The following is a 26,715-nucleotide window of genomic DNA, read 5'->3' as shown; positions in this document are numbered from 1 at the left end:
GTCAATTTAAACCGTTAATAAAATCATCCTCAACGACACACATCCATGATCAAAGGCTTCGCGTAACTGTCAAAGGCTTTGGCTAAAAGCGGTGAGAGTTATACCAATGTTTATGGCATACTGGTTTGCATGCTATGGATCATTCTAATTATTGTCATTGCAGGCTGCGTGTTCTTGCCTGGCTTGTGGGTCAAGCACATCATGAGCAAGTACCAACAGCCCACCGATCGCTACCGTCAGCAAGGTAGCGGTTGTGAACTTGCGCGTCATCTTCTAGATAGTTTTGGCCTAAATGACGTTAAGGTTGAAGAGACGCCTGACGGTGATCATTATGATCCCGCGGCTAAGGCTGTTCGCCTTTCGCCGGATAACTATTCCGGTCATTCCCTAACAGCTGTGACTGTCGCTGCCCACGAGGTTGGGCATGCGCTGCAGGATTCTCGCGGCGAGTCTTTGTTTTTGATGCGGCAGAAGCTGGCTAGAGCTGCAATGGTCGGTGAGCGTATTGCCGGCATAATGATGTTCGCGGCGCCAGTGGTCTTAATGCTTACCCGTATACCACAGGCTGGCGCGTTGACCATGTTGATTGGCTTGCTGTCGATGGGGTTGAGCACTGTTGTGCATCTGGTGACCTTGCCGGTGGAGTTCGACGCCAGTTATGGCAAGGCGCTGCCCATACTAAAAGAGGGCAACTACCTGCACGATGGGGACCTAAAACATGCGGAGAAGATTCTCAAGGCTGCGGCGCTAACCTACGTGGCTGGCTCGCTGGCCAGCTTACTCAATCTTGGCCGCTGGATAGCGGTGCTGCGTCGCTAAAAGGTTTTATTTGCGAGCCTGTGTATCATGATTGTGTTCGACTAGTTAGCTAGTTGCTAGTTCGTTAAAGTAAGCTCTTTTCGAACAATATCAGCTCCTGCTGTTAATGCTTGTAACTTTCCTCTTGCGACATCTCGAGATAATGGCGCCATACCGCAATTAGTGCATGGGTACAGTTTATCTGCATCGACGTATTTGAGCGCTTCACGTAAGGTGTCGGCAACTTCTTCAGGTGTTTCAATGTTGTTAGTGGCAACATCAATAGCACCGACCATGACTTTTTTACCGCGAATAAGCTCAAGCAGTTCAATGGGCACATGGGAGTTGTGACATTCAAGCGAAATAATATCGATATTAGATTGTTGTAGCTTGGGAAAAGCTTGTTCATATTGGCGCCACTCAGTACCCAAGGTCTTTTTCCAATCTGTGTTGGCTTTAATGCCGTAGCCATAGCAAATATGCACCGCTGTTTCGCATTTAAGTCCTTCTATTGCTCTCTCTAAACAAGCAATACCCCATTCATTCACTTCATCAAAAAACACATTAAATGCCGGCTCATCAAATTGAATAATATCAACGCCTGCAGCCTCTAATTCTTTCGCTTCTTGGTTGAGAATTTTGGCAAACTCCCAAGCCAGTTTTTCACGGCTTTGATAATGGGCATCATAAAGAGTATCTATCATGGTCATAGGGCCAGGGAGCGCCCATTTGATCGGTTGATTGGTTTGTTTTCGCAGTATTTTTGCATCTTCAACAAACACAGACTTTGGCCGAGAAACCGCACCAACTACTGTTGGAACGCTGGCCTCATAGCGGTCACGAATTTTAATGGTTTTACGCTTTTCAAAATCCACACCGGTTAAGTGCTCAATAAAGGTGGTGACAAAGTGTTGGCGGGTTTGCTCACCATCGCTGACGATATCAATGCCAGCTTGCTGTTGCTCATGTAGTGATAAACGTAGCGCATCGTGCTTACCGTCAATCAACTCTTTACCCTGTAATTTCCACGGTGACCAAAGCGCTTCTGGTTCTGCCAACCATGAAGGTTTAGGTAAGCTGCCAGCCGTTGATGTTGGCAGTAATCGTTTCACTGTATTCGTTGTCATAAGTGCTGCTGTCCGTTTTGCTAAAAGTGTTTTGATTGCGCTTGTTTATTCATGCACTGTTATTAGTGCTGCTGATTACAGTGAGTAGCTAGCAGACCATTGCTCTAAAATGGCTTGATACGGTTTGATGAAGTATTCCTCAGCAAACTTACCCTGTTTAATGGCTAATTTACTGCGCTCATCTCGGTCATAAACAATCTGAGTTAATGAGTGATCTTGATTGTTCAAGTTAGGTTGATAACAGTTACCTGCGACAGCATTAGCATTATAAATTTCAGGGCGGTATATCTTTTGAAACGTCTCCATGGTGCTGATGGTGCTGATTAACTCAAGATTGCTGTAATCATTAAGTAAATCTCCAAAGAAATAGAATGCCAAAGGCGCCACACTTTTAGGCGGCATAAAATAGCGCACTTGTAGGCCCATCTTTTTGAAATACTGCTCAGTTAACGACGACTCATTTGGTTGGTACTCATAGCCCAGTAATGGATGTTGATTGCCTGTGCGCTGATAGGTTTTGTTATCTGACACACTCAGGCATATTACGGGTGTTTTTTTAAAGTGCTGTTTATAGGTGTCTGAATTAACGAAATACTTGAACAGCTTACCGTGTAAGTCGCCGAAGGTATCAGGAATGCTAAATTGGCTTTGGCCTTTATTATGCTCAGACAGTAATACGCTAAAATCGTAATCTCGCACATAAGAAGAGAAGTTATTACCGACTATGCCTTCAATACGCTCGTTAGTTTGATGATCAATAATATGGGTTTTTAATACTTCAATCGATGGGAACGTCTGGCCACTGTTTTCAATTTCCATATCAACAGAGACAATTTCAAGCTCAACGGAATAACGGTCAGCTTTTGGATTGTCCCAATAAGCTAACGCATTAAAACTATTATCAATCATCTTTAACGCTTTACGTAAGTTCTGCTGGCGGCTTTCACCTCTGGCCAAATTAGCAAAGTTAGTGGTAATGCGAGTACTGTCTGACGGCTGGTAGTTCTCATCGAGACAGATGTTTTTAATCGTAAAAGTAAATTGGTTATTCATGATGTTCTGGTATTCCATCTTGTGTAATCAAAGCTGAATATTGGCTAATTTTTTTAGCATTTTGCTGTTTTCTGAACACTGCCAATCAGTCGTATCAAGTTTTTCTAAGCTGTGTTTGATTTATACGTGTTTCATTACTTGATGAAAATTGATTAAATTTCTGCAGCAACATGAGCGCTATTCATGTTGAGTTTTTGGAGCAGGAAATGGTTGAGATAGCGCGGTATTAAAACGCTAATAACGGGAGCGTTAAGTGTAGGCGTAAATTGCTGTAATTAACGTTCACTGCGTTGCTTAATCATTCTTGAAATGATGGCTTGCAGAACTATTGCAAAAAGGCTTATAGCAACAAAAAATTAGCGCCTCGACACCATAATATGTCGGGGCTTTTTAATATCGATAGGGTGGAAGAGTGTTATGCACCGTGTTTCAGATTCTGTGCTAAGTATAGCGATTAGATACAAAAAATAGCCAAATTATGGCTTAATAATCAATAATGCAACTGCTGGTTGACAGATTAACAAGCTGGCTTGCTAGTGAGCAACTGGCTGATTTCTTATGCTGGCTGCTCAATTATTGATTAAAAGGATTCACTAATGATACTTGCAGATAAGATTATTAGATTAAGGAAAAAACTGGGCTGGTCGCAAGAAGAATTGGCCGAGAAAATGAATGTTTCTCGTCAGTCGGTTTCTAAATGGGAAGGGGCAAATAGCATTCCTGATTTGAATAAAATCATTTTGCTTTCACAGATTTTTGATGTGTCTACAGACTTCTTATTGAAGGATGAGAACGAGCAGTTTGAGGCTGTGAATGAAGCCAAAGAACTAGGCATTAATCATATCAGCCTAGAACAAGCGACTGAGTATGTTGAGCATAAAATTGCAATGACCAATGCTGTCACCAAAGGCGTGGTGTTGTGTGTGTGTTCTGCTATGCCGTTATTTTTCTTTATGGCGATGGCGCAAACGAACCGATTTAATATGACGGGTGATCTGGCTGTTGCACTGGGTATTGTCAGTGTGTTGATTTTGGTGGCCATTGGGGTGAGCTTTTTTATCAAAACAAACCAATATCAAGATGAAATATCAGCGATAGAAGATGAGCCATTTGAACTCGCTTATGGTGTTCACAGTGCGTTTTATGAAAAACGTAAACAGTTTAGACCCACTTATAATCGTCGCTTATCTATCGCTATTTTCTGTTTTATTGTGAGTTTTTTTCCGTTGATGTGTGTGAGTATCTTTTCTTTTGAGCAAGACATTGTTTTATTAATGGTCGATGTTCTGCTGTTTATGATTGCCGTTGGTCTATGTATTATTTTGCCCGTGTCAGCTAGATATGATGCCTATAGCAATGTCTTAAATGAAACGGTTAAAGAGACTGAAACAACTAAACGCGCTAAACGCGCAGAGAAGTTGGCTGAATTTTATTGGCCCTTGTTAACCGCTATCTATCTTGGTTGGAGCTTTTGGACAATGGCTTGGGGTGTCACTTGGATCGTTTGGCCTGTCGGGGCTGTGCTGTTTGGCGCATTAGTGGGGTTAATGGAATTACTTAATAAAGACACTGCCTAATGTGAGGTCTGTGAAATCAGTGGGCGATGTTACCTGCTCAAGTTAACACTTACGGTCTTTTGTGCTGCTAATTGATATTTTATTGATTTAATCATCTATTGCCTATTGAGGTTTTGCAGTAAAGTGCGCCGCAATTAAGGCTTGGAGGATTTATGGTAACAATTGAGTTAGTGGTGGTATTGGTCGCCATTTTTATCGGCGCACGAATAGGCGGCATTGGTATTGGCTTTGCTGGCGGTTTGGGTGTGTTGGTGTTAACTCTGGGCTTAGGGATGACACCTGGCATCATTCCTATTGATGTTATTCTGATCATTATGTCTGTTATCGCAGCTATTGCGGCGATGCAAGTTGCCGGTGGTTTGCAGTTTTTAGTCAATATCGCTGAACGTGTTTTACGTAAAAACCCTAAGCAGGTGACTTTTTTAGCCCCGATTGTTACTTATACCATGACACTGTTTGCGGGTACGGGGCATACGGCATTTTCTACTTTACCGGTTATCGCCGAGGTGGCGAAAGAGCAGGGTATTCGTCCTTCGCGCCCTTTAAGTATTGCGGTTGTTGCCTCGCAAATTGCGATTACCGCCTCACCGATCTCTGCAGCGGTTGTACTGATGAGCGGTATGCTTGAAAGCAAAGGCGTGGGCTATATCAGTTTATTGATGATTTGTATTCCGGCTACCTTTTTGGCTTGTATGGTGGGCGCTTTTGTTGCCCAATTTATGGGTAAAGAGTTGCAAGATGATCCCGTTTATCAAGACCGTTTAGCACAAGGGTTAGTCAGCAAACGCGATATGAATAACACTGAGTTACCAGCAGGAGCTAAGCGTTCGGTAATGGTGTTTCTGGTGGCAATTGTGGCGGTGGTGTTTTACGCCACGGCGATTAGTGATGCGGTAGGTCTGATTGATAATCCAACATTGCCACGAAATGAAGCCATCATGGTGTTTATGCTCACCGCCGCCACGGCGATTACCTTGTTTTGTAAAGTCGATACCGCCGAGGTGCTTAACGCGGCGACGTTTAAATCGGGCATGAGTGCGTGTATTTGTGTTTTGGGCGTGGCGTGGCTGGGTGACACCTTTGTTGCTGGGCATTTAGAAGAGATTAAAGCGCTATCGGGCGGCTTGTTAGAAGAGCACTCGTGGATGCTGGCTATCATTTTGTTTTTAGCGAGTATGTTGCTATATTCGCAAGCCGCAACCACAGCAGCGTTAATGCCATCGGCCTTTATGTTAGGGGTTAGCCCTGAGGCTGCGATAGCTTCTTTCGCAGCGGTCAGTGCCTTATTTGTATTGCCGACATATCCCACTTTGTTGGCGGCAGTTGAAATGGATGACACTGGGTCGACCCGAATTGGCCAATGGGTATTTAATCATCCTTTTGTGGTGCCCGGTGTGGTGTCGATTGTTAGTTCGGTGATAATTGGATTTGTATTAGCCGAGATTATTTTGTAGGCCTATTTATCTAAGACGTTTCTGTGTGCCAACATTGCACTGCAGAATAGAGGTAATTAGCTTCAAAACCAATAAACAAAAGCCCCGATACTTAATGGTATCGGGGCTTTTGGTTTTTTGTTTGAGTTTTTTAGATAAATTTAATCACGACTAGTATTGCTACTTGTTACGGCTAATTTTATCCAAATACCCCATCGCGAATGCAGATAACACAAAGGTGATGTGGATAAGTAAGTACCACATGATTTTATCGTTTTCGATATTTTCGGCATTCATAAACACTTTAAGTAAGTGTATAGACGATATTGCAACAATAGATGCGGCCACTTTGTTTTTAAGTGAGCCAGAATCCATTTTGCCAAGCCAGCCGAGTTTTTCACTGTCTTCACCTACATCAAGTTGCGAGACGAAGTTTTCGTAACCTGAAAACATCACCATAACCAGTAAACCACCCACTAAAGTGATATCGATAAGAGAGAGTGTTATGAGGATTAAGTCGACTTCTTTTATTTCGAAGATGATAGGTAGAATGTGAAAGATTTCTTGGAAGAACTTTATGCCCAAGGCGAATAAAACCAGGCTTAATCCTAAGTAAATAGGCGCCATGATCCAGCGGGATGCATACATTAACTTCTCAAACATTTTTTCCATACAAAACTGACCCTTCAAATGAAATACACTAAAAACAGACAAGCGACTTAGGGTTAAACCATAAGCGAATGAACTTTAACTGTGCTTAGGCGCAGTAGCAAGCTTGAAGACATATCTTTGGTGTGTTTTGTGTTAGTGGAAGCAATTTATGCTGCACAGACTTGTCATGAGTAATAAAAAGTCATAACATGAGAGTTAGATTGCGCACAATTAAATTGCCATCTATTTAAAGTTTGTCTAATCTAAATGTCATCTGTTTAATTAATTGTGCAATATCGATAGGTACAAAATGTCGATAACACCAAAGCTAAAGCGTCAATGCAGTTAACAACCGCGATAAGTAGAGACTGACATTTGCTTTAATGAATAACGTTTACCAAGGAATACCATGAAAACCCTATTAATAATTGCCCAAAGCACAGCAATGCTTTTAATGACGTTGATGGGAAGTACAGCATATGCCGCATCACCTGGAAACGCTGTTGTTAATATCAATGAAGCCAGTTTTAGTTGTATTCGACAAATGACGCCAGTGCGCCATTTTTATGTTGATAATGTACTGGGCAATATTGATGCGACGTTGGCCGCGGCCAATGCCCCCGAAGGCGCAATTTATCCGACAGGTTCAGTAGTGCAGTTGGTACCGACTGAAGTGATGGTCAAGCGTGAACCAGGTACTTCTCCAGTCACTGGCGACTGGGAGTTTTTCGAATTAGAAGTCGATGAAACAGGGTCAAAAATTGCTAAACGTGGATTTATAGATGTAAATAATCGTTTTGGCGGTAATTGCTTTGCTTGTCATTTACCCGCGAAAGAGAAGTGGGACTTTATTTGCGAGTCTGGGCATGGTTGTGAACCTATCCCGATTGACCACAAAATGACTGGCGCATTGCAGCGCTCCGATCCCCGTTGTGGTGAGCCCGCTTTAGAATCAGGCGACACTATGGCACTGTTCAAGCTTAAAGTGATGGTGAGTTTAGGCACCGCCAAAAAATGGTTTGAAGACTTGTTTTAATAAATTGGGTCATTTAGTGGAGAGCTTGATAAATTTTTAATCTTTGCCTCAGGTTAGTTTATTACACTGCTTTAATGGGGATAAATTTAAGCGTAAGAGAGCTCAAATAATGGATGAACATCAAACAAACAAGACTGCTAGAAAACCGTTAATGGTGTTTGGCGTCATTGCCGCGATAGTAGCTTTATTAGCGGTTCTTATGATGGTGATGCCAAAGGGGTTTAACACTACCCATGAAGAAATTGGCATGGGTAAGCCTGCGGTAGTGTTTGTGTATGATCCCAACCTGACGGTGAGTAATAGTCAAACAGAACAGATGAACGAAGCCCGTGCTCATCTTGGCGATAATGTTGTGTTTTTACTTGCTAGAGTCGGTGATCCTAATGGCGAGAAACTGATTGCTAAATATCGCGCCAACTCAACCGAGTTACTACTTTTTGATCCTGTTGGTAATCTGGTAAAAAGACAGTATGGCGTGATAAATGCCAATGAACTAATGCTGTGGGTACGTTAACCGGTTTAGTCTGTTGGCTAGAGATTGTTAGTTCAATAAATGCCCTGATTTTACAGTAAATCAGGGCATTTTCTTTTAATAACTGATTTCGATGAATAAAAATCATTTATGCTTGAGTTAGGCTCAAATAGAACATTACACGATGAAACGATTGATATTGTCTCGATGAGGGATATTGATCTGATTAGGGGCAATATCGTCGGGAGCATAAGATAGCCACGAGGTATTAATTGTTTGAGGATGTAATAAATTCTGTGTTATTTGTTCGTTTCAGTTCATTTATAGCAATATTGCTTTATAAGTGTTGCTTAATATTATTTTTGTCAATTTTAATAAACAGTTAAACATAAATTATTTAACGTTAGCATTTCATTTTTGGGTGTTTTTTGTTACGTTTTAATGCCAATTTCTCGGTCTTATACATAACAATTTATGATCTTAGTAACATATTCGCTCTAAATCTTCATTAATATACTTTTGGAAGTGTATTTTTGCTTTACTTGTTTGCCCTTCAAGATTAAATTCGCCGCCGATAATCCTAGGGAATACCCCCCTAAATAAACCCATTGTCTTAAACACGCTTCATCTTCACGTTAAGTAGTCCTAAATTGTCCAAAATCATCCATGAAAATGTTGAAAACAGCATAGCTGCGCCTGTAATTGGTCTGACTTTTTTTGCTATCGCATCAGGCTTTTTAATGAGCCTGATTCCGTTGTCGTTATCCTATTTTGGTATCAGCCAATCACTCACGCCTTGGTTGGCGAGTGTGTTTTATTTTGGTTTATTATTAGGTGCAACATGCATTCAAAAAGTCATTAAATACCTTGGCCATAGACGAGCATTTATTTTGTTCTTGAGTCTGGTGGCGATAACCGTAGTGGTTATGTTGCTATTGCCCAACCCGGTAACATGGATAGCCGCACGTTTTGTTGCTGGTATGGCTATTGCTGGGGTATTTGTGGTGGTGGAGTCGTGGTTGTTAATGGCTAATTGCCCTAAAAAGCGAGTTAAACGTTTAGGGCTGTATATGGCCGCGCTTTATGGCGGCAGTGCAGCAGGCCAATTGGCGATTTCATTGTTTGGTACTCAAGGGATTCAACCCTATTTGCTGGTTTTGGGGTTATTGTTTTTAGCCACACTGGCACCATTAATACTGCGCTCTGGTCAGCCTGTTAGTGAAGAATTACAACGGATTAATCGTAAAGAGATCCGTCATATTAATCGACCAGCCATTATTGGATGTATCGTTTCGGGGTTATTATTAGGGCCAATTTACGGGCTAATGCCACTGTATTTATCCCAATCAACGGCTTTTTCGGGTCAGACTGGCTTACTCATGGCGAGTGTAATTTTAGGTGGAATGGCTGTGCAACCTATTGCCAGCGCGCTTTCAACTCGCATGAGTAAAAGTTTATTGATGGCGATATTTTGCTTATTAGGCTGTATCGCGGTAATGGGCATCCTCGAATCATCAAGTTTGTTAATGATGGCAATCAGTTTATTGCTATTAGGGGCTAGCAGTTTTGCCTTGTACCCAATAGCGATTACCTTGGCATCAGATACCTTACCGATAGAAAAAATGGTGTCAGTGACCGAGTTAATGCTGTTGTGTTATAGCGTCGGTTCGGTGCTTGGACCGTTAATGGCGACATCATTTACGGCTGCTGATGACGGGCTGGTGGTGTATTTAGGTGTGTGTTTATTGGCAACATGCATCTATATGTTAATTAAGAGTATGGCGGCCATTTCATCAGGGCAAAAACCTATCGCAGGTTAATACCCATTATCATAAAACGGCTCATTCTAGCTTGTGAAAATATTCGATAACGGCGTTAGATTTTTCGATTGTAGGATAACTACTTATCGAAAAATCTGCCTTGTTATCACGCATTTTCCTACGCGATGTTTGAAAACTTAATGACTGTGATTGGTATCAGGTGCTCACTTAGCCATTTATTTTTTGAGATGCCTAATTGTATAGGTAGATAAGGTTATCGGCTTTAGGAGTGTTAATTGGCTTGCTATCTTAGCTGATATCACTAACTATCTAAGCGCTGTTGATTTGCAGCGCTCAATAAGGACTTTGCCATGCTTTACGATCTGACTGTCGTACAATTCAGCAAAATGTTGAATAATTTAAATCATATTCTTGATAAAGGTGAAGCTTTCGCCGCCCTTAAAAGAGTGGATGTTTCGGTGTTATTGAATGCGCGCCTAGCGCCTGATCAGTTTAATCTTATTCGTCAGGTACAAATAGCCTGCGATACCGCTAAAATTGGTGTGGCGAGATTAACGGGTAACATGGATACCGTGCCTAAGCATGATGATAGCGAAACCACACTTGAAGCATTACGTGCGCGCATTGCATCAGTGCTTGAATATTTGGCAAGCTTTAATGAAGCTGACTTTGCTAATGCGGCGAATGAGCATGTGTCACAACCGCGTTGGGAAGGTAAGTACCTTACAGGGTATGAGTTTGCCATTGAACATGCCATACCAAACCTCTATTTTCACGTGACTACGGCGTATGCCATTTTGCGTCACAATGGTGTTGAAGTCGGTAAAAAAGATTATTTAGGGGCGATGCCATACAAGGCGCCAATAGTCTAAAGTCTATTGATGAATGACCTTGCACTAACTAAGTGGCGCCGCCACTTAGTTTTTATGGAGGGTAGCTTAAAAATATCAAGCCATAATGCTGTTGATTAAACCCTGAGTTGCCAGATCTCAAATGCTTCTATGCAAAGCTGCTCTCTAAATTTGGGGTGGGCAATATCAATCAGTGCTCTAGCCCGTTCCCGTAATGATTTTCCGCGTAAATTAGCCACACCATACTCTGTAGCAATATAGTGTACATGGGCGCGTGTAGTGACGACGCCTGCACCAGGTGATAATACCGTAGCAATACGTGACACTGTGCCATTAGCTGCTGTACTGGGAAGCGCAATAACAGATCGACCACCTTCAGATAACCCTGCACCACGAATGAAATCCATTTGCCCACCCACACCTGAATATATCCGCGTGCCTAGCGAATCTGCGCAAATTTGTCCTGAGATATCCACTTGTAAGGCAGAATTGATTGCCATTACATTGGGGTTTTTACGGATAATAGAGGTGTCATTGACCTGTTCAATATCCATAAATATAACCGAGGGATTATCATCGACAAAGTCATAAAGTCGTTGGCTACCTAAGGCAAAGCCAGTAACTAATTTGCCAGGATACACTTTTTTGCGACTGTTATTGATGACACCTAACTCAACAAGATTGAGTACCCCGTCAGAAAATAGCTCCGTATGCACACCAAGATCTTTGTGCTCGGTTAGGCAGGCTAAAACCGCGTCGGGAATAGCACCAATACCCATTTGCAAGCAGTCACCATCTCGAACCAGTTTTGCGACATGTTGCCCAATGGCAAGGCTAGTCGCATCGCTGGCAGCAAGTGGGTGTTGAGGTAACGGTACACTTTGTTCGTACACCGCAGCCAGTTTATGGTAATGAATAAAGCCATCGCCATGGGTGCGTGGCATCATGGGGTTGATGTGGGCAATAATCCTCCGTGCCATTTGACAGGCCGCCAATGTTGCCTCTACTGAGATCCCTAAAGAGCAAATGCCATGTTTATCGGGAGGGGAAACCTGAATGATGGCGGTATCGATAGCTTGCTCACCAGAGCGAAATAATTTAGGCACTTCTGATAGAAAAATAGGCACATAATCGGCATCACCTTGTTGTAACAGCGTGCGCGTTGGCACGCCGCCAAAGAAACACCGATGGCGAAGATGGCCTTTTAATCGTGGATGACTGAGTGATTCGGCGTGTTCAGTGTGTAACTGTAATAACGTGAGATTTTTTCGAGTCAGTGCATGTTCGGCTAATGCATCGAGTAATATTTTTGGGGTGGCCCCCATAGAATGAGTCCATAGGGTTTCATTGTCTTCAATTAACGCTACGGCTTGCAAAGCACTACTACAAATAATAGGGGGCATTTTAATCACTCACGTTAATTATACTGTTGGTAGTGTAAGGCTAACTTGTACATTTTGACAGCATTAACCAACATGTATTTTATTTAAAACAAAGACATAAACCCCTACGCAGTGCACTCTTGTCGATTTACTTTTCTTTAGCTTGTACGTGTTTCAATGCCGCTTGTAATGCTTCATAGCGGAACCGGAATGCATTCTCATCAGGTAAGGAATCTATCACATGAAACTTACGTAATTGGTCTTGTGTTTGTTGATTTGGGCAAAGTAAAAAGACTTCGCAATCCGCATCCTGTGCATCTTTTATCGCGTTTTCAAGTGCTAAGCCTACCGTTACATCAATCATGGGGACGTCGGTTAAATCGAGGATCATCGCTTCATATTCTGCAATACTGGCGTGTTGTCTTGATATGGCTTTGGATACGCTGAATATCATTGGTCCAGATAAGTAGAAAAACAACACCTTACCATTGGCTTGATCCAGTAAGCCGCGCTCACTTTGGGTGAGTGGCACATCGTTTTGATCGGCATCACTGATGGCTTTTACTTGCCTTGCTTGTTCGCGGCTTAAGCGTTCGATAATCAAGATATTAGAAATAAATACCCCAAGACCAACCGCGACAATGAGGTCAACAAATACCGTGAGCAGCATAACACCGTACATAATTGCCATGCCTTGAACACTGACTTTGTGGGCACGCTGAATGAAACTCCAATCTAAAATATTAAAACCGACATAAACCGCAATGCCTGCTAACACAGCCATAGGGATAGGTTCAGTTAAACCGCCAGCAACTAATACGACTAAGGCTAACACCGCCGCACGCGTAATACCTGATAAAGGTGAACGCGCCCCAACCTGAATGTTGGTCACAGTGCCCATGGTTGCACCTGCGCCAGGAAGGGCGCCAAATAAGCCTGAAATCATATTGGCTAAACCTTGCCCGCGTAATTCTTTATCTGAGTCGTGTTCTTTACGGGTAAGCGAATCACCAATAACCGCAGTCAGTAATGTATCGATACAGCCTAAAGTGCCTAATACCAGCGCATCAATGACCATCGTCATGAAAATATCTGTATTAATGTGCGGAATTACTAAAGAGGGCAATCCTGCAGGGATTTCACCGATGCGGCGAATGCTGTCAGTATCGAATACGATAATAGAGAGTAAGGTAACACCGACTAAAGCGACTAACTGGGCTGGAACGTATTTACGTAGGTGTTTAGGGAACAAAAATAAGGTAGCTAAGGTGAGTAATCCTAACAATAACTCGCTGAATTGAATGTTGGCTAAAGTATCAGGTAATGAAGATAAAGTTCCGAGAACACCGCCTGCTGGTGCGGCGTGTCCTAGCAGAGGTGATAATTGCAAGATAATCAAAATGACACCAATGCCTGACATGAAACCTGAGATTACACTGTAGGGCATTAAGGTGACGTATTTCCCCAGTTTTAACGTACCGATTAAAAATTGGAAACCGCCAGCCATCATCACTACCGTGAATGAGATTGCCATTCCTGACTCAGGATATTTGGCCACCATACTGGTTAAAATCGCGGTCATGATCACTGTCATTGGACCGGTAGGTTCAGAGATTAGCGTTGATGAACCGCCAAATAATGAGGCAAAAAAACCAACAAGAATCGCGCCCCATAAACCGGCTTCAGCGCCTGCGCCAGACGCCACACCAAAGGCCAGTGCTAAGGGTAAGGAAATGATTGCTGTGGTAACGCCACCAAACAGATCCCCTTTGATATTGACATCTTTAAAGCGTTCTCTAAACACAATTGCAATCTCTTAACCAAAAGTTCGCGAGACTTTAGCAAAAAAACGACCGATTTGTATAGCTTAGATAACCTAGCTAGGCATTGGATAGACCAGTAAAACCTAGGCATTCGCCTGATTAAAGCAGCAGTCACTTGTAGAACTGTAATCCATGTTTTAGCCAAAGAGTAAGATAGTTTGTTTGTCGGCTTATGATGATTTTTGCGATATGCTGATAACATCTCATCTATCACATAGGTTGTAGCCATATGATGTTACCCAATGAATTCTATACCGCGAAACAGGTGAAAGAGGGTGAAATACTGGCGGCAAAGCAAGCGGGTATAAGCTTGTATAGCTTGATGCAACGAGCTGGCTCAGCTGTTTTGGACATCCTTAGACAATATTACCCAATGCCAAAGCATGTTTTAGTCTGTTGTGGTGGCGGTAATAATGGCGGTGATGGTTACGTGTTAGCGACGCTATTGCTGAAAGCCGGAATTAAGCTAACTGTGTGGTCAACTCATCAACCGAGCCAATTAACAGGTGATGCTCATCAAGCTTATTGTGACTTTGTGGCAGCAGGTGGCAAGGTTAATGCTCAAACAACTCATGTTGCTGACGATGTAGATGTGATCGTTGATGCACTGCTGGGTACCGGTCTTAGTGGTGTGGTTAAGGAGCCAACCGCGGCCTTGATTAGTCTTATTAATATTAGTGCTGCTCAAGTGATCGCCGTCGATATTCCCTCTGGTTTATGTGCTGATACCGGAGCGGTATTAGGCGAGTGCGTTGCGGCCAACCATACCGTGACTTTTATTGGTATCAAACAAGGGTTAGTTACTGCTAGAGCCAGAGATTACCTTGGCAAATTACATTTTCATGGGCTGGGTGTGGAGGATGAGTTCACATACCTGCAACACGCAAAAGTGTTGGCGATTGACGAATCATTATTAACCCGCGCAGTGATTACCCGTAAGCACACCGCGAATAAAGGTCACCATGGCAAGGCCATATTAGTGGGTGGTGATATGGGGATGGGCGGCGCAATTATTCTCAGTTCATCTGCTTGCGCCCGCAGTGGTGCCGGATTAACGGCTGTATTAACTCATCAAGCAAACTATTCTGCGCTGTTATCTCATTGTGCTGAAGTGATGTGTAATGACTGGTGTAAGAGTGAAGTCATTGCATCACGTATCACTTGGGCAACTGCGATTGCATTGGGCCCAGGCTTAGGCGTTAGTCCCCAAGCCAAATCACTCTTTGAACTGATTTGCCAGATCAATAAGCCTAAAGTATTTGATGCCGATGGGCTAAATCTGCTGGCATTATCTCCCAACTATGACGCTAAGCGTATTATTACCCCTCACCCAGGTGAGGCCGCGAGGTTATTGGCTTGCACTGTGGCCGACATTGAAGGTGACCGTTATGCAGCAGTGCGAGAATTGCAGCATCGATTTGGCGGTGTCACGGTTTTGAAAGGTGCTGGCACGCTGGTGTGTGACGGCAACCAAGTGTATGTCTGTTTAGCTGGAAACTCGGGGATGGCCTCTGGTGGCATGGGGGATGTATTAACCGGCGTGCTTGTCAGTTTGCTTGCTCAGGGTTACGCGCTTTTAGATGCGGCATTAATAGGAGTGCAACTGCATAGTCAAGCCGCTGATGAGGCGGTAAAGATATCGGGTAAAATCGGCTTGCTTGCTAGTGATTTAGTGCCGTTTATTCGTCAGAGTCTGAATAAGTTAACAAGTGGGTAGCTAAAATAATAAAAGAGTAAAGTCACTGAATACTTTACTCTTTTGATGCGCCAATATTATTGCTGTAATTGCGCTTTGGCTGCTTCGACTTTAGAAAAATCTAATCCTAATTCCACCACGGCTTCTTTGATAAGCGCAGGGTTTTGCATGACTAACGCCATTAATTGCTGTAACTTTTCAGCGGGAATACCTAATTGGCCAACAATACTCATTGCCATTAATGGATTTTGAGTCAACGCTTGAAATAGCTCGTTAATTTTTGCATCGCTGACATCGTGTTCTTTTAGGATGGCAATAATTGGATTCATGACATTAGCCTATATTAATGGTTGAAGTTAAGTAGAGGCTAATTCTATCACAAGTCCAACACGACACTAGGGGAATTACTCTTTGGTGGTCAAATCTTGTACGAGTTAATTCGATAAGTACTTCTTTTTGTTGGTCAATCAGGTCTTGTTGGTTTTTTATCGGTAATATCAAAAAACATACTTATCATATTCAAAGGTTTACTATCGTAGGCACACTTTATTAGGCTAACTACTTAAGGGGTGAATGTTCAAAAGGCAGGTATTCAGCAGCATATCACGCATATTTACCGGACCTTGGTCCTTGAAACTGTTCAAACACAGTGGTGGCATTGTTTTGAGTCGTTGTATATTCATAAAATTTAACCAGACTTTGTCGGTATATCATTTTTTTAGCAAATTTTGCCGTCAATAAGCACTATGATTTTATCTTGAACATAAAATAAACCAGCGTGGGCTAAGCAGTCATAATAAAAGATACTAATAGCTGCATTATCTGCAACTAAGTCCAATAATGCGTATAGCCTTTCTATCTCACTTTGTTTGCCTATCGGCATAATCAGGCTAATTTTTATTAAATGAGCATTTGCTTTTTCGGACAACCGAATACATCAATTAAAGCCATTTAGGCCTACTTTTAGCGTAATAAATCATAGTTTATTATGTGACTTTTGCTGGTTTTTCAATTATTTCAGTCTGTAGCGACTTATTTAATTCATTGATAATAAAAGAATACTGCTGTAACTTTATCCTATGAAATATAGATATTGCTAGGTTGTAGATATGCATTTTAACCGTAAAATTAAAGCCGAAAGACCTTTTCAATATAAACCATCAATTGGGCCCATTTTAAGGCAATTTGAAAGTGACCGCGGCCGTATTATTAATTCTGCAGCCATTAGACGATTACAACAAAAAACTCAGGTGTTTCCACTTGAGCGCAATGCCGCAGTGCGCAGTCGGTTAACGCATTCTATGGAAGTGCAACAAGTTGGCCGTTATATTAGCCAACTTATTTGTGATGGTCTGTCTCGTTTCGATTCAGAAGAACAACACTTCGGTTTAAAGACATTAGCGCGAGAGTTAGAGACGATCGTTGAAATGTCCTGTCTAATGCACGATGTGGGTAATCCTCCTTTTGGCCATTTTGGCGAGGCGGCGATGATTGATTGGTTGCAAAATCATATTGCAGCTGTGTACACACAGGTGCATGGCAAAACACTTCCTGAAGAAATTGCCAGAGATTTGATTCATTTTGAAGGTAATGCTCAGGGCATCCGCTTGATACATACCTTACTCAAGCTTAATCTTACCTATTCACAAGCTTCAGGGATCATGAAATATACCCGTTGTGGTGTCGAACCCAAACCCCATAAAGCGGACAATGATCCCCATAGTTATTTGAAGAAAAAAGTCGGTTATTATCTCAGTGAAAGTGGGTTTATTGCCGAGTTACAAAAAACGCTTGAGATAGCGCCCCATTGCCGTTCACCTTTTTCTTACATTATGGAAGCGGCCGATGATATTTCATACGGCATTGCTGATTTAGAAGATGCGGTCGAAAAAGGGGTATTAACGTTATCGCAGATGAAGCAGGCCTTAGTGGCAAAATTTAGTGACATAACCACTCATTTAACTGATGACGAACGTGACGTAATGAGGTTAATGCTAGATAAAGCCAGTAAAAGTGCCAAGGGTAGTGACAGCATGTTTTTTGTGTTTTTACGTGTTGGGGTGAATAGTCGTTTACCGCAACATGCCCAAAAACGCTTTATGGATAATATTGCAGCCGTGTTTAATGGCAGCTTTAATCATGCTTTGATTGAAGACAATAGCGTTAATCATATGATTGTGGAGACCTTTAAACGGGTTGCATTAGAGCAAGCGTTTTGTCACCCAGAGGTTGAAGCACGTGAGCTGCAAGGTTACCGAGTGATCAGCGGTTTACTCGAGTGCTATAAACCACTGCTTGCATTAAGTCGTCAGCAATTTAATGTATTGGTGTATGGGAAGCAAACTGACTCAGACAAACAGATTACTATTCCTATTTACCCTAAACGCTTATTTAAAAAGCTCTCTTCCAAGCATATCGCCGCCTATGAATCAGCTATGACCGACGGTATTTTAGCAGCACAAATTACCGATGAAGATTGCCGTGAGTTTTATTATCGTACTCGGCTGATTATTGATTATATCAGCGGCATGACAGATCAGTTTGCCTATGATGAGTATCGTGCTTTTCATGTCATTGATGAGTTTTGATCTTTGGTTAGCTGCACGGCAAAGCTTTTGTCTTGCATCAATGGCCAACCATTCGCGGTTAAAACTATCTTGAAGGTCAACAGACCTTGATGATTGAGTTTTTAGTAGAGGATAAGCGTGCTAGCCACCTCAACCCATCATACGGTTTTTTGTTTGTATCAATGGGCGCTACATAACGCGAAAAATAAGCGTAACAGGTCAGTCGACTCAGGTTTCCTGACGAAGTCGTGCAAGACACTCATCTACCTTTAATGGCTTGCTTAGTAAGAAGCCTTGCACTTGATCGCAGCCACCATTCTTTAAGAATTGTAGTTGCTCATTGGTTTCAACACCTTCTGCAACCACATTTAATTCTAAGCTGTGAGCCAGGGTAATAATGGCGCTGGTTATGGCTGCATCATCGGGATCTTCAGTGATATCGCGTACGAATTCGCGATCAATCTTTAAGGTATCAATCGGGAAGCGTTTTAAATAACTTAAGCTTGAATAACCAGTGCCAAAGTCATCGATTGAAATCGTTAAGCCGATGGCTTTAAGCTGGGTTAAAATGTCGACGGAATCCTCAGGGTTACCCATGATCATTGATTCAGTTAATTCTAACTCTAACGCATTTGCGGGTAAGCCTGATACCGCTAATGCAACCTCAATGGTGGAAATAATGTTGGCTTTTAATTGTCTGGCAGACAGATTTACAGCGACTGATATATGGTTAAACCCTTCTTGATGCCAAATAGCGAGTTGTCCGCAAGCCTGGTTAATGGCCCATTGACCGATTTCATTAATCATACCGGTTTCTTCTGCCAGCGGAATAAACTCAGCCGGAGAAATAAAGCCTAGCTCTTTACTGTTCCAGCGCAATAAGGCTTCTAACCCAATAATCTTCTCTGTTTTAACATCAAATTTGGGTTGGTACACCAACGATAATTCATTCAACTCAATGGCTTGTTTTAAGCCAGCTTCTAATAACACATGACGAGTGGCATACTGGTTTAATTCAGAGGTATAAAACTGGAAGTTGTTTCGCCCCAATGCCTTAGCATGATACATGGCAGTATCGGCATATTTAATCAACGAGGTCGCATCGATGGCATCGTTGGGATACAGGCTGATACCGATAGAAGGCGAGATAGTTAGCGTTTTATCATCCAGTAAGAAAGGCGTTTCAAACGCTTGCAGCACTTTATCGGCAATAATCGTGGCCGATTCTGACTTTTTAACCCCTTCTAATATCAGGGTGAACTCATCCCCGCCCAATCTTGCGACTGTGTCGCCTTCGCGGACGGCATTAAGTAAGCGGCTAGATACCGCTTTAAGAAGAAGATCGCCAACATGGTGGCCCATAGAATCATTAATATGTTTAAAGCGGTCAAGATCGAGGAACAATAGTGCCACAATATGCTGGGCCCTATGCGCTTTGGTGATGGCATGATTGAGTCGGTCTTGAAATAATGTTCGATTAGGCAGTCCCGTTAATGGGTCAAAATTAGCCAGCACTCGTAAATCTTCTTCGGCTTTTTTACGTGCAGTGATATCGGTGAATACCGCCACAAAATGACTGGTTTCACCTTTGTTATCGATAACTTGGTTGATTTCAAGCCAGGCTAGAATGCCTTTACGATCGCGAGTTCGAATTTGAGTTTCACCCGACCAGTGCTTATGACGTAATAATTGAGCTTCAATGTCTAAGTAAAACTCTCGGGTTTGCTTACCCATGGTTAAAAATAAGAAATGTTTGCCTGCAACGTCGCGAGGTTTAAAGCCTGTGATCCTGCTAAATGCAGGGTTAACAGAGCGCACACTGTAATCTAACTCACCTACCACAACGGCCTCGTTCATACTGAACAGTACCTGTGATGAAAGTTTTAATTCATTTTCTGTTTCTTTACGGCTAGTAATATCCTTATGCGTGCCGGCCATACGTATAGGGTTGTTTTTAATATCACGCTCAACCACTTGGCCTCTATCTAATAGCCAGGTGGATTTACCGTTATCCATTTCAACACGGTATTCAGCTTCAAAAAACTCACTATGTCCGTCAAGGTGTTCTTGTAATAATTTCGACACTCGATCACGATCTTCGGTATGAATATTATCAATCAGAAGTTTATCCGACTTTCCAAAACTCATCTGTGGCACCATATTCGTGCGATAGACTTTATTTTCGATAATATTCCAGTCCCACATACCGTCGCCTGAGGCCCATAATGCAAGTTTAAGGCGCTCTTCTGATGCACGAATGCTTTGTTCAAATTCCCTTTGTTTTTCATGCTTTTGATGTCTTGAATACATAAAATATGACAACAAACTAAAGCTTAATATCCCGTAAAGCATGTAAGCTAAATGGCTCATATAAAATGGCGGAATAACCGAAACTGGCACTGTGAGGGTATACTCGTCGTAGGAGTTTAACCCCAGTGAATGACGAACGATAAGTTCATAATTACCTGGCGGTAAATTGGTATAGGTTATTTTACTGCCGGTGGGTAATTTATGCCAAACAGAGTCAAATCCTCTTAAAAAATAGCTGTATTTACTGAGGTTTTGATAGCTAAAGTTGAGCGCACCAACCTCAAAACTGATTAGCTGTTTTTCATAGGGCATTTCAATTTTAGGGGTGTGGCTGAGATCTAAAACCGGGTAGCTACGATCACCAATAGTATATTGAGTTAGTGCTAATTTGATTGATGGTCTTTGCTGCGGGATCTCACTTGGAACAAAGTAATTTATGCCGTTTACGCCACCAAACCACATATCACCATTGGGGTCTTTAAAGCGAGCAGCGCCATTAAACTCAAGTGCTTGTAAGCCTTCATTAGTGTTAAATGAGGTAAAGCTTTTGGTTTTAGGGTTATAGCGGGAAATCCCAACATTGGTGCTGAGCCATAAATTTTGGTCATTGTCTTCCAGCAGACTATAAACGGTATTAATAGCTGAATCATTGTTTACATCTAAACGCTCAAATTTAAAAATGCCGTAATCAGTGGTTAATTTGTCAATTCCGCCATGTGTGGCTACCCACAAGTCACCGCTCTGGGTGCGAAGAAAATCTCTTACGCGATTATCACTTAAGCTATAAGGGTTATTGGGTTCATTGCTGACAAACACTAATTCTTTTTCTTCGGGGTTTAGACGAGCTAAGCCACCAATAGTACCAATCCATAAATAACCCTCACTAAAATGTAAGGTCAGAATTTGATGCTTATAAGGAGAATATTCTTTTTGAAACCCAAAGTTATACGGCAACATTTGTTGATTATCTTTAGAGATAAAATATAAACCTAGGGTACTGGCTAACCAAATTCTGTCTTTATCATCCATGGCAAGACTGCGGAAGTTTAAGTCATTATGCAGTGCAGGGTTATGCGGCTTAATTGACACTAACGTATCTTGCGGGTCTAAAACGAACACGCCTTGGGTGGTTGCAAACCAAAGATTGTTTTGGCTGTCTTCCATAATATCATTTACATGAATATTGATATCTGATTCAGGCACTTGCATTAACTTAGCAAATTGACTATTGAGGTAAACATATTCATTTTTATAATTTAAATATTTAGCCCCATCACCATCAGTACCTATCCACAAGCGTTGTTTGTGGTCGCGATATATTGAACGGATCATATTACCCATTCGGGTGTTGGAGGCTGTACTGTCATACAAATGAGCAAAGTATTGATGGCTTAAGTTGATTTTATCAATACCGGAAAAACTGGTTCCTAACCATAGTGTGCCATTTGGATCTAGCATCATGGTTTGTAAATCATTTTCAGTTAAGCTATCGCGATTGTTGGCTTTATTCTTATGGTAATGGCTCTGCCATTGCTTACCATCAAAATTAAGTTGGATTAGCCCTGAGCTATTGCCAATGGCCCAAATTTCATTGGCATTGACTACGGCAAAATCTTTGATGATTTTTTGTTTTCCGGATGTGCTTGGTCGTTGCCATATCAGTTCTTTTTGATGAGTATCGAGGTTATAACGCCAAATTTTGTCATCAATAGCTAACCAGACAGCAAAAATGGAGCTGGCTTGTATACGATTGACTTGTGCGTCACCAGGAATGTCTAAGCGATTAATTGTATTAGTATCAATCGCATAGGTACCTACTTTATCCGTGCCAACAATCACATATTTATCATCGATATTCGCTAAGCTAGTAATTTTGGGTTCTAGGCTATTACCTAAGCCGACACGATTAATTTTGAAGGTTTTGAGCGACATCATAAACAGACCTGAGCGAGTGCCGATCCATAAGGTTTCGCCGATCACGGCAAGATGAGAGACTTGATTATCAGTTAAGCCGTGGTCATTACTGTAGCGTGCAAACTTACCTGTTTTTAGGTCAAGTCGGTTTAAGCCACTATTTAGTGTACCTATCCAAAGTGCACCATCGGGGGATTGAATAATATCGGTGATGAAGTTATCTGAAATGCTTTCAGGGTCGCCAGTTCGTTTGAGGTACATTTGGAAGTCGACACCGTTATAGCTGTGTAAGCCATCCTGGGTGCCAATCCATAACATACCTGCGCTGTCCATAAACAGATCTGTGATGCTATTTTGGTTTAGGCCTTGTTCACTATTAAAATGTTCAAATTTGATCTCAGAGATACTGCCATATTTACCTTTGTATTGTGCAGTACTTGGTGTTGCATACAATAATGCTGCAAAGAATAAGCCTGTACAGACAAATGTAAATAAGCGTGAAATCAAATGACACCTTTTTATTATTGTATTGTTATCATTATTAGGAGAAGTGCTAAAAAACAATACTACCCTGTAAGGGTCAGAATTCAATCATTAATCATACATCATTGCTTTATATTTTAGCTATTCCCCCTGACACGTCATTATAGTCAACTCTAATGAATATGTAATATGAGGTTATTGTTGTTTATTTTGCAGATGATTATTGCCGTATTGCTGCATAATCGCTTCGATTTGATCGTCTTTTTTAAGCCATAAGTCGTTCAACCAACGTTGGAATTCCGCTCGGTACTCCGCTTGAGAAAAATAGGCATCAGAATCGACTTCAGGAACAGGCATCACTTCCACCTTCATGACCACTTTTTTCACTCTGCCATTCATTACACCATATAGAATATCTTCATCGGGCTTTGAGTCAGGATAGACTAAAGTGATGTTCAATAGATTGGTGAATTGTTCACCCATTGCCGATAACGTGAAGGCTATGCCACCGGCTTTGGCGCGCAATAAATGCTTGTATGGAGACTGTTGACGTTGATGTTTTTCTGAAGTAAATCGACTACCTTCCACATAGTTAATGATCGAGGTGGGTAAATGTTTGAAACGAGCACAAGCTTTGCGCGTTGTGGCTAAATCTTTGCCTTTGAGTTTAGGGTTTTTACGCAATTTAGCTGCGCTGGTACGGTGCATGAACGGCATATCTAAGGCCCAGCAGCCTAATCCCATAATTGGCACATACATTAACTCTTGCTTCAGAAAAAACTTCAGCATGGGAATATGGTTTCGCAGTAAATAAGTCTGTGCTGCAATATCAAAACCACTTAAATGGTTGCTGATAAGTAAATACCAACCATTTTTGTCAAGTTGTTCAAGTCCTTCAACATCCCATTCAATATTAGAGATAATGGCAAGAATACCGCCATTACACAGTGCCCAACACCACATAAAACGATTCATTAGGTGCGATAGCCCCAAGCGAATTGCTTTAATCGGTAGCAATAATTTAATAATGCCACCAATACTAATTAACGAGCCCCAAAGTGCGGTATTGATAATCAGCAATGTCAGGCTAATTAAATATAAAACTGGGCCGGGTAAAAACGATAACATTGAAGCTTATACCTCTTTTTCAGGCTTGCAGCTCTTAGTGCTGAGGCTTTCCTTGGCACTATGACTGGAATAATATTGTTGTAACTGTTTATCTTTATTGAGCCAAAATTGATTTAATTGCTCTTGAAAATCAATTTTAAACTGACGATCATTAATATAATCACCGCGCATAGTTGGCGGAATATCAGTTATTTTTATATCTACTTTAATGTGAGTTGTTTGTCCACAGAGATACTCCCAGAACGAAGGCACTTTTTCAGGGTAGTAAATGGTGACGTTGACCAGCTTATTAATGTGTTCACCCATGGCTGATAATGCGAAGGCCATGCCGCCTGCTTTAGGTTTTAATAAATGTTGAAAAGGCGAGCTTTGCTTGTCATGTTTACTTTGGCTGAAGCGTGTTCCTTCAACAAAATTCATCACACTTACTGGCTTAGTTTTGAATTTTTCACATGCTTTACGCGTGATCTCAATATCTTTACCTTTCAGTTTCGGGTTCTTCTTTAACTGTGCATTGCTAAAACGGCGCATAAACGGAAAATCAAGCGCCCACCAGACTAATCCGAGTACGGGTACATATAATAATTCTTGTTTTAGAAAAAATTTCAAAAAGGGGATTTTGCCATTTAATATACGCTGCAATACCAAAATATCGACCCATGATTGATGATTGGCAATCACCATATACCATTGTTTACGGTCAAAATTGGTGTCACCTGTAATTTCAAATGTTACTGGATGGAGGATTTTTTCGGTAAGCGTGTTGCCATAAATCCAGGCCGAGGCGCAGTTGTCCGTAATATAACTGCAGATTTTGTCTATTATTTTCAGTGGGATAAGTTTTATTATCCCAAAAAACAAAATGGGAATAGCCCAAAATAGCGTATTCAATAGGTAGCATAAAAAAGCTAACGAGCCTTTCAATTGTGAAAACAACGACATTTATCCCTCCTGCAAATGGAGGCCTATGTTACTCGTTGTACAGGTTTAGCTCAATCAGTAGCGATTTTATTTTGCTATTGCCTGCTTAAACTGGCCAATAATCGATCCATTGCGCGGTAACCCAATGCTTGGGCGATATGGCTTCTTTCGGTGTGTTGGCTTCCCTGTAAGTCGGCGATAGTTCTGGCAACCCGTTGAATACGATGAAAGCTGCGGACAGATAACCCTAACTTAACTACGCTTTGCTCTAAAAAGGCTAAATCTTGTGGGCTGATCCCGCTATGTTGGTTGAGTAATTTAGGGCTCAGTTCACTATTCAGGATCCCGCATCTGCCCAGTTGTGTCTGTCTGGCCTGTTTTACTCGCTCAGCAATACTGGCACTGGTTTCAGAATGTGTTTGGGGTTGAGTCAGTGAACCAGCCGGTAATTTGGGAACATCAATGGTTAAGTCGAATCTGTCTAAAAATGGACCGGATAATCGTGATAAATACCGTTGTATTTGATCAGGTGTAGCTCGGGCGTGTTCAGTATCACCACAAGGGCTAGGGTTCATCGCCGCAATTAATTGAAACCGGCTTGAAAATGTCAATTTGGCGGCTGCGCGCGATATAATCACTTCACCACTTTCCATAGGTTCCCGTAAACAATCTAATACTTTGCGTGGAAACTCTGCGATTTCATCAAGAAATAAAATACCACGATGGGCGAGCGATATTTCACCAGGTTTGGGGTGAGCGCCACCACCGACTAATGATATTGATGAGCAAGTATGATGCGGTGCACGAAAGGGGCGATTCAGAAAATTGGCAGGTTTTATTGGCAAGGCTGCCACTGAATGAATGGCGGCAACCTCAATAGCTTCTTCATAGCTGAGCTTGGGCATTAGCGGGATGATGCGATTGGCTAACATGGATTTCCCCGTGCCGGGAGGGCCTAACATCAACATGTTATGACCGCCTGCGGCAGCAATTTCTAGTGCGTGTTTAGCTTGGTGTTGTCCAATCACTTCGCTCATGCACAGGTAACTCTCATCTGTTGGGGCATCATCAATCCATTGTGGCAAATTATCGAGCTTTGGCAGCTGTGACTGTCCATGCATAAAGGCGGCTAAATGTTGTAAGTGGGCGACAAAGTAACACTGTTCATATCCCACTAGATCAGCTTCATAACGATTATCCAGTGGCATAAACAAATGATGGTATTGATTTTTCGCTGCAATAATTGCGGGTAAAATACCGCTACAGGGTCTCACCTGCCCTGATAGAGCCAGTTCGCCAATAAACTCATATTGCGCCAGATGTTTAGTGGGAATTTGCCCAGATGCGGCTAAAATACCGATTGCGATGGGCAAATCATAACGGCCACCTTGCTTAGGTAAGTCAGCGGGAGCCAAATTAACGGTTATTCTTCGTTGAGGCACTTCAAAACCGGCATTAATCAACGCACTGCGCACGCGCTCTTTTGCTTCTTTAACCGAGGTTTCTGGCAAACCGACTAAATTAAATGCAGGTAAACCATTACTTAAATGCACCTCAACAGTGACGATAGGGGCATCAACGCCACAACTGGCGCGAGTATTGACACAGGCAATTGCCATAAACAAATCCTTTGCGGTGATTAATCCTACTTCCATGGATTAATTGTGATAACTCAACAGAACATCAATATTCATTAAGTGTAGACTATTTTG

Annotated in this window: 19 protein-coding genes; 9 read left to right on the top strand and 10 right to left on the bottom strand. The window is 42.0% G+C overall.

Annotated elements, in window-relative coordinates; translation table 11 throughout:
• The first annotated feature begins 129 nt into the window (after nt 1-129).
• A complete protein-coding gene (locus NE535_RS12605) occupies nt 130-819 on the top strand; it encodes a zinc metallopeptidase (protein WP_261298983.1) in 690 nt (229 codons plus the stop codon).
• Nucleotides 820-875: 56 nt separating this feature from the next.
• Here the strand turns inward: NE535_RS12605 and NE535_RS12600 are convergent, their stop codons facing one another.
• Nucleotides 876-1,910 (bottom strand): methionine synthase, encoded by a 1,035-nt coding sequence (locus NE535_RS12600; protein ID WP_261299031.1) that lies wholly within the window; start codon nt 1,908-1,910, stop codon nt 876-878.
• Between the two features lie 90 nt (nt 1,911-2,000).
• Nucleotides 2,001-2,978, bottom strand: a complete 978-nt coding sequence (locus NE535_RS12595) for a DUF1852 domain-containing protein (protein WP_261298982.1) — start codon at nt 2,976-2,978, stop codon at nt 2,001-2,003.
• A 596-nt stretch (nt 2,979-3,574) separates the two neighbouring features.
• Here NE535_RS12595 and NE535_RS12590 point away from each other — a divergent pair.
• Together NE535_RS12590 and NE535_RS12585 are read left to right on the top strand one after the other, a co-directional pair.
• A complete protein-coding gene (locus tag NE535_RS12590) occupies nt 3,575-4,555 on the top strand; it encodes a helix-turn-helix domain-containing protein (RefSeq protein WP_261298981.1) in 981 nt (326 codons plus the stop codon).
• A 152-nt stretch (nt 4,556-4,707) separates the two neighbouring features.
• Nucleotides 4,708-6,009 (top strand): anaerobic C4-dicarboxylate transporter, encoded by a 1,302-nt coding sequence (locus tag NE535_RS12585; protein WP_261298980.1) that lies wholly within the window; start codon nt 4,708-4,710, stop codon nt 6,007-6,009.
• Between the two features lie 159 nt (nt 6,010-6,168).
• Here NE535_RS12585 and NE535_RS12580 read toward each other — a convergent pair whose 3' ends face one another.
• Nucleotides 6,169-6,660 (bottom strand): TIGR00645 family protein, encoded by a 492-nt coding sequence (locus tag NE535_RS12580; protein ID WP_261298979.1) that lies wholly within the window; start codon nt 6,658-6,660, stop codon nt 6,169-6,171.
• A gap of 388 nt (nt 6,661-7,048) precedes the next feature.
• Here NE535_RS12580 and NE535_RS12575 point away from each other — a divergent pair, with 388 nt between their 5' ends.
• The 4 genes from NE535_RS12575 (at nt 7,049) to NE535_RS12560 (ending at nt 10,800) form a co-directional block, all read left to right on the top strand.
• Nucleotides 7,049-7,675, top strand: coding sequence for a hypothetical protein (locus tag NE535_RS12575; RefSeq protein ID WP_261298978.1), 627 nt, complete (start codon nt 7,049-7,051; stop codon nt 7,673-7,675).
• A 109-nt stretch (nt 7,676-7,784) separates the two neighbouring features.
• Nucleotides 7,785-8,189: a hypothetical protein gene (locus tag NE535_RS12570; protein WP_261298977.1), complete on the top strand. Its 405-nt coding sequence runs from the start codon at nt 7,785-7,787 to the stop codon at nt 8,187-8,189.
• A gap of 608 nt (nt 8,190-8,797) precedes the next feature.
• Entirely contained in the window at nt 8,798-9,967 is a 1,170-nt protein-coding gene (locus NE535_RS12565; RefSeq protein ID WP_261298976.1) for an MFS transporter, read from the top strand.
• Nucleotides 9,968-10,278: 311 nt separating this feature from the next.
• On the top strand, nt 10,279-10,800 hold the full coding sequence (locus NE535_RS12560) for a DUF1993 domain-containing protein (protein ID WP_261298975.1): 522 nt from the start codon (nt 10,279-10,281) through the stop codon (nt 10,798-10,800).
• A 95-nt stretch (nt 10,801-10,895) separates the two neighbouring features.
• On the opposite strand, the gene NE535_RS12555 is transcribed toward NE535_RS12560, so the two are convergent.
• Together NE535_RS12555 and NE535_RS12550 are read right to left on the bottom strand one after the other, a co-directional pair.
• Nucleotides 10,896-12,182, bottom strand: a complete 1,287-nt coding sequence (locus tag NE535_RS12555) for an acetyl-CoA hydrolase/transferase family protein (RefSeq protein WP_261298974.1) — start codon at nt 12,180-12,182, stop codon at nt 10,896-10,898.
• Between the two features lie 127 nt (nt 12,183-12,309).
• A complete protein-coding gene (locus NE535_RS12550; RefSeq protein ID WP_425347460.1) occupies nt 12,310-13,965 on the bottom strand; it encodes a SulP family inorganic anion transporter in 1,656 nt (551 codons plus the stop codon).
• A gap of 248 nt (nt 13,966-14,213) precedes the next feature.
• Between NE535_RS12550 and NE535_RS12545 the strand changes: the two genes are divergently transcribed.
• Nucleotides 14,214-15,701: an NAD(P)H-hydrate dehydratase gene (locus tag NE535_RS12545; protein ID WP_261298973.1), complete on the top strand. Its 1,488-nt coding sequence runs from the start codon at nt 14,214-14,216 to the stop codon at nt 15,699-15,701.
• A gap of 56 nt (nt 15,702-15,757) precedes the next feature.
• On the opposite strand, the gene NE535_RS12540 is transcribed toward NE535_RS12545, so the two are convergent.
• Complete coding sequence (locus NE535_RS12540; protein WP_261298972.1) at nt 15,758-16,009, bottom strand: DUF2999 domain-containing protein; 252 nt, start codon at nt 16,007-16,009, stop codon at nt 15,758-15,760.
• A 780-nt stretch (nt 16,010-16,789) separates the two neighbouring features.
• Here NE535_RS12540 and dgt point away from each other — a divergent pair.
• Nucleotides 16,790-18,268, top strand: coding sequence for a dGTPase (dgt, locus tag NE535_RS12535; RefSeq protein WP_261298971.1), 1,479 nt, complete (start codon nt 16,790-16,792; stop codon nt 18,266-18,268).
• A gap of 207 nt (nt 18,269-18,475) precedes the next feature.
• Here dgt and NE535_RS12530 read toward each other — a convergent pair whose 3' ends face one another.
• The 4 genes from NE535_RS12530 to NE535_RS12515 all read right to left on the bottom strand — a co-directional run bounded on the left by NE535_RS12530 (nt 18,476) and on the right by NE535_RS12515 (nt 26,622).
• Nucleotides 18,476-22,978 (bottom strand): EAL domain-containing protein, encoded by a 4,503-nt coding sequence (locus NE535_RS12530; RefSeq protein WP_261298970.1) that lies wholly within the window; start codon nt 22,976-22,978, stop codon nt 18,476-18,478.
• A gap of 171 nt (nt 22,979-23,149) precedes the next feature.
• Nucleotides 23,150-24,082 (bottom strand): acyltransferase, encoded by a 933-nt coding sequence (locus NE535_RS12525; protein ID WP_261298969.1) that lies wholly within the window; start codon nt 24,080-24,082, stop codon nt 23,150-23,152.
• Between the two features lie 6 nt (nt 24,083-24,088).
• The gene (locus NE535_RS12520; RefSeq protein WP_261298968.1) at nt 24,089-25,024 is read right to left on the bottom strand and encodes an acyltransferase; all 936 of its coding nucleotides are present in this window, start codon (nt 25,022-25,024) and stop codon (nt 24,089-24,091) included.
• Between the two features lie 74 nt (nt 25,025-25,098).
• Nucleotides 25,099-26,622, bottom strand: a complete 1,524-nt coding sequence (locus tag NE535_RS12515; protein ID WP_261298967.1) for a YifB family Mg chelatase-like AAA ATPase — start codon at nt 26,620-26,622, stop codon at nt 25,099-25,101.
• Between the last annotated feature and the right edge of the window lie 93 nt (nt 26,623-26,715).

The organism is Shewanella holmiensis, assembly GCF_025370255.1.
Taxonomy (GTDB): Bacteria; Pseudomonadota; Gammaproteobacteria; order Enterobacterales; family Shewanellaceae; genus Shewanella; species Shewanella holmiensis.
The sequence above is the reverse complement of the archived record's forward strand: the minus strand, read 5'-3'. Positions and strand labels throughout refer to the sequence as shown.